We start from the raw sequence: 9305 nt of genomic DNA on the forward strand, positions 1-9305 counted from the left end.
TTCTGGACGATGTCCCAGAAGTTGTCGCCGTCGCCCGAGTGGGTGACCATCGCGAAGGTCCACTTGGGGGTGTTCACCGCGGCGCGCCCCTCGGCCGCCTGCGCGGCGGCCCGCTCCTCGGCGCGCTTGCCGCCCGTGCTGCTGCACCCCGCCAGTGTGGCGCCGAGCACCGCTGCCAGCACGGCGCTCACTGCACGTACGCCTGTCCGAACCCTTGCCACGAGGACTTGCCCTTCCACTGTCTGTCACGGTGCGGCCGGACCCCGATCGCGCGGGCCCAACCGCCCAAGTATCCGTCACCATGCGTCACCGCTGTCGGGCGGGGCTTCGACGGGTTGGTGGAGTTCTAGTGGCGGGCGCCACACGGAGTCAATACTTTGTCCGAACATTCTGACGGCCGCCGGGGGCCGGTCGGGTCACGGGCGCGCCAGCAGCTGGAAGTCGAAGGAGTAGCGGGAGGCCCGGTAGAGGTGGGATCCGAATTCCACCGCGCGGCCCGTGTCGTCGAACGTCGTCCGCTCCATCGTCAGCAGCGGTGCGCCCTCCGGCTCGCCCAGCAGCGCGCCCTCCTCGGCGGTGGCGGCGCGGGCGCCGATGGTCTGGCGGGCGCTGTGCAGGGTGAGGCCGGCCATGCGCATCAACCGGTACAGCCCGGTCTCGGCCAGCGGGTCGCCGGAGAGGTCGAGGAGACCGGCCGGCAGATGGTTGCGCAGCCGCGCCACGGGCTCCCCGTGCGCCAGCCGCAGCCGCTCGACCAGCACCACCTCGGTCCCCTCCGGGACGCCGAGCGCGGCCGCGACCCGCGCGTCGGCGGGCTCGGCGGACTGCCGCAGCACGCGGGTGGCCGGCTTCTGGCCCGCCGCCTGGAGGTCGTCGTAGAGGCTGCTCAGCTCCAGGGGCCGTCTGACCTGGCTGTGGACGACCTGGGTGCCCACTCCGCGGCGGCGTACGAGCAGCCCCTTGTCGACGAGCGACTGGATGGCCTGCCGCACGGTCGGCCGGGACAGCCCCAGCCGGCCGGCCAGCTCGATCTCGTTGCCGAGCAGACTGCCGGGGGCGAGCCTGCCCTGCTCGACGGCGGCCTCCAGCTGCTGCGCCAGCTGGAAGTAGAGCGGCACGGGGCTGGTGCGGTCGAGGGTGAACTGGAGGGGTTGGTGCTTCGTCGCCACGGGGCCGAGCGTATCGGCGGGGCGGTATGACTGGTAGTCCGGAGGTCCGGTTGTCCGGACATGGCGCGAGAGACGGCCGGGCGGCTCCCGGTTACGGCGCCACGCTCGCCAGCGCGGCGCTCAGCTGCTCCGCCACTTCCTTCAGCACCGGCACGATCCGCTCCGTCGCCTCCTCCGTCACACGGCCCGCCGGACCGGAGATCGAGATGGCCGCCGACGTCGGCGCGTCCGGCACCGGGACGGCGAGGCAGCGGACACCGATCTCCTGTTCGTTGTCGTCGACCGCGTAGCCGGACTCGCGGACGCGGACGAGCTCGGCCAGGAAGCCTTCGGCCGTGGTGATGGTCCGGTCCGTGACCGCCGGCATGCCCGTGCGGGCGAGCAGCGCGCGCACCTCCGCGTCGGGGGTCTGCGCGAGGAGCGCCTTGCCGACGCCGGTGGTGTGCGGCAGCACGCGCCGCCCGACCTCGGTGAACATGCGCATCGAGTGCCGCGACGGCACCTGCGCGACGTAGACGACCTCGTCGCCGTCGAGCAGGGCCATGTTCGCCGTCTCGCCGGTCTCCTCGACCAGGCGCGCGAGGTAGGGGCGGGCCCAGGTGCCCAGGAGCCGGGAGGCGCTCTCGCCGAGCCGGATCAGCCGGGGGCCGAGCGCGTAGCGCCGGTTGGGCTGCTGGCGTACGTAGCCGCAGGCCACGAGCGTGCGCATCAGGCGGTGGATCGTCGGCAGGGGCAGCCCGCTGCTCGCCGACAGCTCGCTGAGCCCGACCTCTCCGCCCGCGTCGGCCATCCGCTCCAGCAGGTCGAAGGCGCGCTCCAGGGACTGAACGCCTCCGGTGGACGCGGCGGTTCGGGGCTCGGCGGGCGAGGGCACGGTGGGTCCTTCCGGGATGAGGGTGGGAGCAGCCTACCGGCCGTGGCGGGGCCGGCGGCCGGGCAGGCGGGCCCGGTCCCTCCGGGGGGTTGACGGGTCCGTGACACGACAGAAGACTGCGGGCAGCGCCGTTCAACAGAACGTTGAAGTTTTCGTGCTGGGGGTGCGGGGTGCGGCTGGTGCTGAGCTCGACGCGGGTCGTGACGCCGGAGGGCGTACGCGCCGCCTCCGTCGCGGTCACCGGCGGACGGATCGAGGCCGTCCTGCCGTACGGGACCGCGGCCCCGCCCGGGACGGTCGTCGAGGACCTGGGCGACGACATGCTGCTCCCGGGGCTCGTGGACACCCATGTGCACATCAACGACCCGGGGCGCAGCGAGTGGGAGGGCTTTCGCACCGCGACCCTGGCGGCGGCCGCCGGGGGCGTCACCACCCTGGTCGACATGCCGCTCAACAGCCTGCCGCCCACGACCACGGTCGGACATCTGCGGATCAAACAGGACGCCGCCCGGGCCGCCGTCCACACCGACGTCGGCTTCTGGGGCGGTGCGCTGCCGGACAACCTGCCGGAGCTGGGCCCGTTGCACGCGGCCGGCGTCTTCGGCTTCAAGTCGTTCCTGTCGCCCTCGGGCGTACCGGAGTTCCCGCACCTGACCCGGCACGACCTGGACGCCGTGGCGGCCGAGGTCGCCCGGCTCGGCGGACTGCTCATCGTGCACGCCGAGGACCCCGGGCACCTGGCCGCCGCCCCGCCGGCGGCGGGCCCGCGCTACGCCGGCTTCCTCGCCTCCCGGCCCGGGGCGGCCGAGGACGCGGCCGTGGCCGCGCTCGTCGACGTCGTGCGCCGCCGGGGCACGCGCGTGCACGTGCTGCACCTGTCCTCCTGCGGCGCGCTGCCGGTGATCGCCGCCGCCCGGGCCGAGGGACTGCCGGTCACCGCCGAGACCTGTCCGCACTTCCTGACCCTGGCCGCCGAGGAAGTCCCCGACGGGGCGACCGAGTTCAAGTGCTGCCCGCCCATCCGCGAGGCGGGCAACCGGGACCGGCTCTGGGCGGCGCTCGCCGACGGGACCCTCGACTGCGTCGTCTCCGACCACTCGCCCTGCACCACCGACCTCAAGGTCCCCGACTTCGGGGCGGCCTGGGGCGGCATCTCCTCCCTCCAGCTGGGCCTGCCGGCCGTCTGGACCGAGGCCCGGCGCCGCGGCCATACCCCGGCCGACGTGGCCCGCTGGATGGCCACGGCCCCCGCCGCCCTCGCCGGACTCGGCCACAAGGGCGCCATCGAGGCCGGACGCGACGCCGACTTCGCCGTCCTCGCCCCCGACGAGACCTTCACCGTCGATCCGGCCGCCCTCCACCACCGCAACCCCGTCACCGCCTACGCGGGGCGCACCCTGCACGGCGTCGTACGAGCCACCTGGCTGCGCGGCCGCAAGATCGCCGAGCACGGTGTCCCCCTCACCGGACCCACCGGCCGACTCCTGGAGCGCAGATGAGCGTGAGCACCTCGTTCTCCGGCGCCGCCCGCCCCTACCCGGGCGGCGACCCGTACGCCGACTACCGCACCGCCGACCTCCCCTTCACCGCCCTGCCCGACCTCGCCGACCGGGGCCTGGGCGGGGCCGTGATCGCCGCCAGCGACGAGTTCTTCGCCGACCGGGAGAACCTGCTCGTCCCCGGCCCCGCCCGGTTCGACCCCGGGCACTTCGGGCACAAGGGCAAGGTCATGGACGGCTGGGAGACCCGCCGCCGGCGCGGCCCGGACGCCGCGGAACCGCATCCGTCCGCCGACGACCACGACTGGGCCCTGATACGCCTCGGCGTGCCCGGCGTGGTCCGCGGCGTCGTCGTCGACACCGCGCACTTCCGGGGCAACCACCCGCAGGCGGTCGGCGTCGAGGGCGCCCACGTGCCCGGCACGCCGTCACCGGAGGAACTGCTGGGCGGGGACGTGAAGTGGCTGCCGCTCGTGCCGCGCACGCCGGTGGGCGGCCACGCCGCGAACGGCTTCGCCGTGGACGTACCCGAGCCCGTCACCCACCTGCGGCTGCGCCAGTACCCCGACGGGGGCATCGCCAGGCTGCGCGTGCACGGCGAGGCCGTGCCCGACCCGGAGTGGCTCGCGGCCCTCGGCGTCTTCGACCTCGCCGCCCTGGAGAACGGCGGCCACGTCGAGGACGCCTCCGACCGCTTCTTCTCCTCGGCCGTCAATATGATCGGCCCCGGCCGCTCCCGGCGGATGGACGAGGGCTGGGAGACCCGGCGGCGCCGCGATGCGGGGCACGACTGGGTGCGTATCCGGCTCACCGGCCGGTGCGTGCTGCGCGCCGTCGAGATCGACACCGCCTGCTACCTGGGCAACGCGGCCGGCTGGGCCTGTCTGTCCGTCCTCGACGCGACCACCGGCGCCGACCCCGCCGACCACACCGCCGGCTGGACCGAACTGCTGCCCCGCACCCGCCTCCAGCCCGACAGCCGGCACCGCTTCCCGCTGGCCGGCGCCCCGGCCGCGACGCACCTGCGGATCGACATCCACCCGGACGGCGGCATAGCCCGCCTGCGCGCCCACGGCACCCTCACCGAGGAGGGCGCCCGGCGACCGGCCCTGAGCCGGTGACGGGGGTGACGGGCGGGGCGCCCGCGGCGGGGCCGAGCGGGCGGGCCATGAACAGGGCCAGCTCACCCTCGGCCGGAGTGCCGGTGTAGAGCGTGGTGTCGAGGCCGCACACGGTGAAACCCATCCGCCGGTAGGCCCGCACCGCCGGGGCGTTGACGTTGCTGACCTCCAGCCAGGCGGTGCGCGCGCCGACCGCCCGGCCGCGCGCCAGGGCGCGGTCCATCAGGCCCCGGCCGATGCCCCGGCCCCGGTGGCCGGGGGCGACCCGCAGGTCGGCGATCACCAGGCGGCGGTTCCAGGACTCGTACACGGTGGTGACGGCACCGCGCACCTCCCCGTCCAGCTCGGCGACGACGAGCTCCGCGCCCTCGGGGCCGGCCGGCCCGGCCGGTTCGTCGGGCTCGTCGGGGAAGACCTTGCGCAGCGGCGGGGAGACCGGCGTCTCGTGCAGCCGGAAGCCGTCCTCGTCCGCCGTCACGCGGAGCACGGTCGTGGTGGTGAAGGAGTTGTCGAGCGCGTCGGCGGCCTCGTGCTCGCCGGGGCGTGCGGGGCGGTAGGTCGGTGCGGGGTCGCTCGCCATGCCGTCACTCTACGGCCAGGCCGTCCCAGAACATCAACTCGTAGGCGAGCAGCAGGCGTCCGTAGCGGTGGGCCAGGGATTCGGTGAGGGTGCCGTCGTCCAGGCCGCACTGGACGGCGGCCATGGCGATCCGGTCGCCCTCGGGCGAGGGCGTGGCGAAGAAGTCGAAGAACGCGCAGGCGCGGTCGTCGAAGCCGTAGTGCGTGCGCAGGGCGTGGCCGACGACGGCGCAGTACGTGCCCCAGGCGGCGAAGTTGGCCGTGAGGGTGACCACCACGTCCGTCGGCTCGGCACCCAGGGCCATCCAGGCGACGTAGGCCGGATACACCTGGCAGCCGGCCCGCGGCTCGTACGACCGGACGGCCTCGTCGGTCAGGCCGCAGGCCTCCGTCAGATCGCCGAGCAGGCCCAGGGCCGCGTTCTCCCCCTCCACGAGGGAGTCGAAGAACGCGGTGACGGCGGGCCGGCCGGCGGACCGCTCCGCGATGTGGCGGAAGCTGCGGCGGTCGCTGCCGAGGATGTGGTGCTGTTCCAGGGTGAAGGCGGCGATGACCTCGGGCGGCGCCTGGCCCGTGGCGAGCCGGGGGACGACGCGATTGGCGGCCGTGTCCGGGGCGAGCTCCCGTGCCGCGTCGGCGAGCACTTCCTGGGCGGTGCGCATGGATCACAAGCGTACGCGGCGGGGCGCGCGGCGGGGCGGTGCCGCGCTCACTTCGCCCCGGCCAGATAGAAGATGAGGAAGAAGAAGGCGACGATGAAGTGGACGGCGACGAGGTAGATGAAGACCCGGACCGTCATGCCCATCGGGGCCCGGTCCTCCTCGTCGAAGGTCCTGGCGTCGCGGTCGGTGTGCGTGCTCATGGCATTCCCCTCCGGTTCCGCGCGGAGTCGCCGAGGCACAGCCCGGCCACGCCGCTCTGCATCAGCGTGTGGACGAACAGCAGGTCCGCTCCCCCGCTCGACTCGGCCGCGATGCGGTGCGGCGTGAGGGAGTCGAAATGGGCGGCGTCACCGGGGCCGAGCACGTGGACGGCCTCGCCGAGCGTCAGCCGCAGCCGGCCCCCGGTGACGTACAGCCACTCCTCGCCCGGGTGCACCCGGACGAGCGCCTCCTGGCCCTCGCGGCCCGTGGGCACGTGCAGCCGCAGCGCCTGCATGGCACGCCCGGAGCCCCCGGCGCGCCAGTACGTCCAGCCGCCGGCGTCCTGCGCCTCCATGCGCTCGGCCCGCACGATGGGGTCGGCGCCCTCGGGGACCTCGCCCAGCAGGTCGGAGACCGTCGTACCGTAGGTGCGGGCCAGCGACAGCAGCATCGGCAGCGACGGGGTGCGCCGGCCGGTCTCCAGCCGGGACAGATGGGCGGGCGAGAGCCCGACCCGGGCGGCCGCGGCCTCCAGGGTGAGCCCGGAGCCACGGCGGTGTTCCCGCAGCCGGGGTGCGACGGCGGGCACTTCGTCATCCATGACTCCGGTATAGGCCCGCCCGTACCCCAAGGGCAAAAGTTTTGCCTATGAGGCAAAAGTCAAGGGGAAGTCACTTACCGCCGCTGTGATGAACGCCCGGGAAACTTTGATGGATTGGCGTTGACATGACATACGCTACGCGCGTCATGCTGGGAACATGACAACCCCCCACCGTCTCGCGCGCTTCGGCGCGCTCGCCGCGCTGACCTCGACGCTCCTGCTGGGCACCCCCGCCATCGCCGCGACCCCGGTCGCGGCCCCGGTGGCCGCGCCCACGGCCGGCCACATGAAGGTCACCGGCGACATCTGTTACTCGAACCTGCCCTCGCAGGCCCACGACACGATCCGCCTCATCGAGCAGGGCGGCCCGTTCCCGTATGACCGGGACGGCATCGTCTTCTCCAACCGCGAAGGGGTGCTGCCGAAGCAGCGCAGCGGCTACTACCACGAGTACACCGTCATCACGCCGGGCGCGCCGACGCGCGGCACGCGCCGCATCATCACCGGTCAGCAGACCCGCGAGGACTACTACACGGCCGACCACTACGCGACGTTCGACCGCGTCGACTTCTCCTGCTGAGCCGCTGACCCGCCGCCCCGCCGACCCGCCGACCAACCGCATCTGACGCACCTCCCGGGCCCCGTCGTCGCTCCCAGCGACGGCGGGGCCCGAGGCGTGGGGTCCTCGGGATGGGCACTGACGTGTCGTCATTTGCCCGGGATGCGGGTGAATGGGAGGGGCGCGTGAGTACAGGAGGGCACTCCATTACGCGCCTTCGCGCGCCCGGCGCCGCTCCTTCGGGGCCGATTGTCGGCGGCCGCCGCTACCGTCTTCGGTAGTACCCCCGCATCCGAGAAGGGCGGCGAACTGCCGTGTACCGCTGGGAGATCACCCGAGCCGCACTGGCGCAACGCGTCCTGGCCGTCGTGCGCGGCGGCAGTTACGACCAGGCCGCGGAGACGGCGGGCACCCTGCTGTCCGCCGGGATCACCAGCCTGGAGATATCGCTCACCACGCCGTTCGCCCTGGAGGCCATCACCACCCTCATCCGCGAGGTGGGGGACGAGGCCGTCATCGGGGCGGGCACCGTGCTGGACGCCGCCTCCGCCCGGCTCGCCGTCGACGCGGGGGCCCGCTTCCTCGCCTCCCCGACCCTGGACCCGGAGGTGGTCCGCACCGCCCACCGGTACGGCGTCCCCGTGTTCCCCGGCGTCGCCACGCCGACCGAGCTGGTGCACGCCCTGGAGCTGGGCTCCGACGCGGTCAAGGTCTTCCCGGGTGCCGACCGCCGGCCCGGCTGGCTGGCCGAGGTCCGCGCCGAACTGCCGCAGGCCGCCCTGGTGCCCAGTGGCGGCATCTCCGTCGACGCGGCTCCCGAGTGGGTCGCCGCCGGTGCCGTGGCCTGCGGCCTCGGCGCGGAACTCTCCGACGGCGACCGCGACTCGGTGGCCAAGCGCGTCGGCGAGCTGCTGGCCCGGCTCGCGGAGGTCGATCCCGCTCCTATGCCCTGACGGCTAGGGTGTTGGTCGCTGCGGGCAGACCGGGGCAGTGTCCGGGAAGTGCGAGGAACAGGGGGGTTCGGCCATGGGCATCACGACCGGGGGCATCGTCGATCTGGCGGCCATGGGCCAGGAGTTCGCCCGGGATCCGTACCGGGTCTACGCGCGGCTGCGCGAGCAGGGTCCGGTGCACCGGGCGCGGATGCCGGAGGGCGCCGAGTGCTGGCTGGTCCTCGGCTACGACGAGCTGCGGGCCACGCTCAACGACGCGCGGCTGTCGAAGGAGTGGGCGTCCGCCTCGCCCGGCATCGCCCTGTCCAGCGTCGCCTCCGGGCCGCACATGCTCGTCAGCGACCCGCCGCAGCACAGCCGGCTGCGCAGGCTCGTCACCAAGGAGTTCACCCCGCGCCGCGTCGAGTCGATGGCGCCACAGGTGCAGCGCATCACCGACGACCTGCTGGAGCGCATGCTGGCTGCCCCGGACCGGCGCGCCGACCTCGTCGACGCCCTGTCCTTCCCGCTGCCCATCACCGTCATCTGCGAGCTTCTCGGCGTTCCGGAACTGGACCGCGAGGCCTTCCGCACCTGGTCCAACATCTCCATCGGCGCCGCCCCGCCGCAGCGCAAGCGGGAGAACGCCGCGGAGGTCGCCGGCTATCTCGCCGGGCTCGTCGCCGCCAAGCGCGAGCGGCCCGGCCCGGACCTGCTCAGCGCCCTCATCCGCACCACCGACGAGGACGGCGACCGGCTCTCCCCCGAGGAACTCCTCGGCATGGCCTGGCTGCTGCTGGTGGCCGGCCACGAGACGACCGTCAACCTCATCTCCAACGGCGTCCTGGCACTGCTGCGCCACCCCGGGCAACTGGCGGATCTCCGCGCCGACTTCGGTCTCCTGGACAACGCCGTCGAGGAGATGCTCCGCTACGACGGCTCGATCGAGGCGCCGACGTACCGGTTCACGGTCGAGCCCGTGGAGATCGGCGGGACGCTCATCCCGGGCGGCGGGGCAGCCTTCCGCCAGTGCGGCACAGAGGCTGCTGCTGGCTGATCCGGTGAGTGTCCAGGTGGAGGACGGGCACCCGCTCGGCAGCCACAGTGG

10 protein-coding genes and 2 pseudogenes are annotated in these 9305 nt (G+C 73.9%); 5 read left to right on the forward strand and 7 right to left on the reverse strand.

Annotated elements, in window-relative coordinates; genetic code table 11:
- From AB0K09_RS23820 to AB0K09_RS23830, 3 genes and pseudogenes are all read right to left on the reverse strand, one after another.
- Positions 1–191, reverse strand: a pseudogene (locus AB0K09_RS23820) (sugar ABC transporter substrate-binding protein); the annotation flags it as partial.
- Between the two features lie 225 nt (positions 192–416).
- Positions 417–1169: a GntR family transcriptional regulator gene (locus AB0K09_RS23825; RefSeq protein WP_366067406.1), complete on the reverse strand. Its 753-nt coding sequence runs from the start codon at positions 1167–1169 to the stop codon at positions 417–419.
- A 91-nt stretch (positions 1170–1260) separates the two neighbouring features.
- On the reverse strand, positions 1261–2043 hold the full coding sequence (locus AB0K09_RS23830) for an IclR family transcriptional regulator (RefSeq protein WP_366067407.1): 783 nt from the start codon (positions 2041–2043) through the stop codon (positions 1261–1263).
- 170 nt (positions 2044–2213) lie between these two features.
- Here AB0K09_RS23830 and allB point away from each other — a divergent pair, with 170 nt between their 5' ends.
- Together allB and alc are read left to right on the forward strand one after the other, a co-directional pair.
- The gene (gene allB / locus AB0K09_RS23835; RefSeq protein ID WP_366067408.1) at positions 2214–3542 is read left to right on the forward strand and encodes an allantoinase AllB; all 1329 of its coding nucleotides are present in this window, start codon (positions 2214–2216) and stop codon (positions 3540–3542) included.
- Positions 3539–4663, forward strand: coding sequence for an allantoicase (gene alc, locus AB0K09_RS23840; RefSeq protein ID WP_366067409.1), 1125 nt, complete (start codon positions 3539–3541; stop codon positions 4661–4663). The genes allB and alc overlap by 4 nt, the downstream gene beginning before the upstream one ends.
- Here alc and AB0K09_RS23845 read toward each other — a convergent pair.
- From AB0K09_RS23845 to AB0K09_RS23860, 4 genes are read right to left on the reverse strand one after another with little or no spacing between them, the layout of a single operon-like run.
- On the reverse strand, positions 4623–5243 hold the full coding sequence (locus AB0K09_RS23845; RefSeq protein ID WP_366067410.1) for a GNAT family N-acetyltransferase: 621 nt from the start codon (positions 5241–5243) through the stop codon (positions 4623–4625). The genes alc and AB0K09_RS23845 overlap by 41 nt on opposite strands.
- Positions 5244–5247: 4 nt before the next feature.
- On the reverse strand, positions 5248–5904 hold the full coding sequence (locus AB0K09_RS23850; protein ID WP_366067411.1) for a transcriptional regulator: 657 nt from the start codon (positions 5902–5904) through the stop codon (positions 5248–5250).
- A gap of 47 nt (positions 5905–5951) precedes the next feature.
- Positions 5952–6104: a DUF6126 family protein gene (locus AB0K09_RS23855; RefSeq protein ID WP_366067412.1), complete on the reverse strand. Its 153-nt coding sequence runs from the start codon at positions 6102–6104 to the stop codon at positions 5952–5954.
- Positions 6101–6706, reverse strand: a complete 606-nt coding sequence (locus AB0K09_RS23860; RefSeq protein ID WP_366067413.1) for an XRE family transcriptional regulator — start codon at positions 6704–6706, stop codon at positions 6101–6103. Before AB0K09_RS23860 ends, AB0K09_RS23855 begins: the two co-directional genes overlap by 4 nt.
- A 157-nt stretch (positions 6707–6863) precedes the next feature.
- On the opposite strand from AB0K09_RS23860, the gene AB0K09_RS23865 reads away from it, so the two are divergent.
- From AB0K09_RS23865 to AB0K09_RS23875, 3 genes and pseudogenes are all read left to right on the forward strand, one after another.
- Positions 6864–7286, forward strand: a complete 423-nt coding sequence (locus tag AB0K09_RS23865) for a ribonuclease domain-containing protein (protein WP_366067414.1) — start codon at positions 6864–6866, stop codon at positions 7284–7286.
- 293 nt (positions 7287–7579) lie between these two features.
- On the forward strand, positions 7580–8218 hold the full coding sequence (locus AB0K09_RS23870) for a 2-dehydro-3-deoxyphosphogluconate aldolase (protein WP_366067415.1): 639 nt from the start codon (positions 7580–7582) through the stop codon (positions 8216–8218).
- A gap of 73 nt (positions 8219–8291) precedes the next feature.
- Positions 8292–9212 (forward strand): annotated as a pseudogene (locus tag AB0K09_RS23875) (cytochrome P450); the annotation flags it as partial.
- Positions 9213–9305 lie beyond the last annotated feature (93 nt).

The organism is Streptomyces sp. NPDC049577 (assembly GCF_040675635.1).
GTDB lineage: Bacteria > Actinomycetota > Actinomycetes > Streptomycetales > Streptomycetaceae > Streptomyces.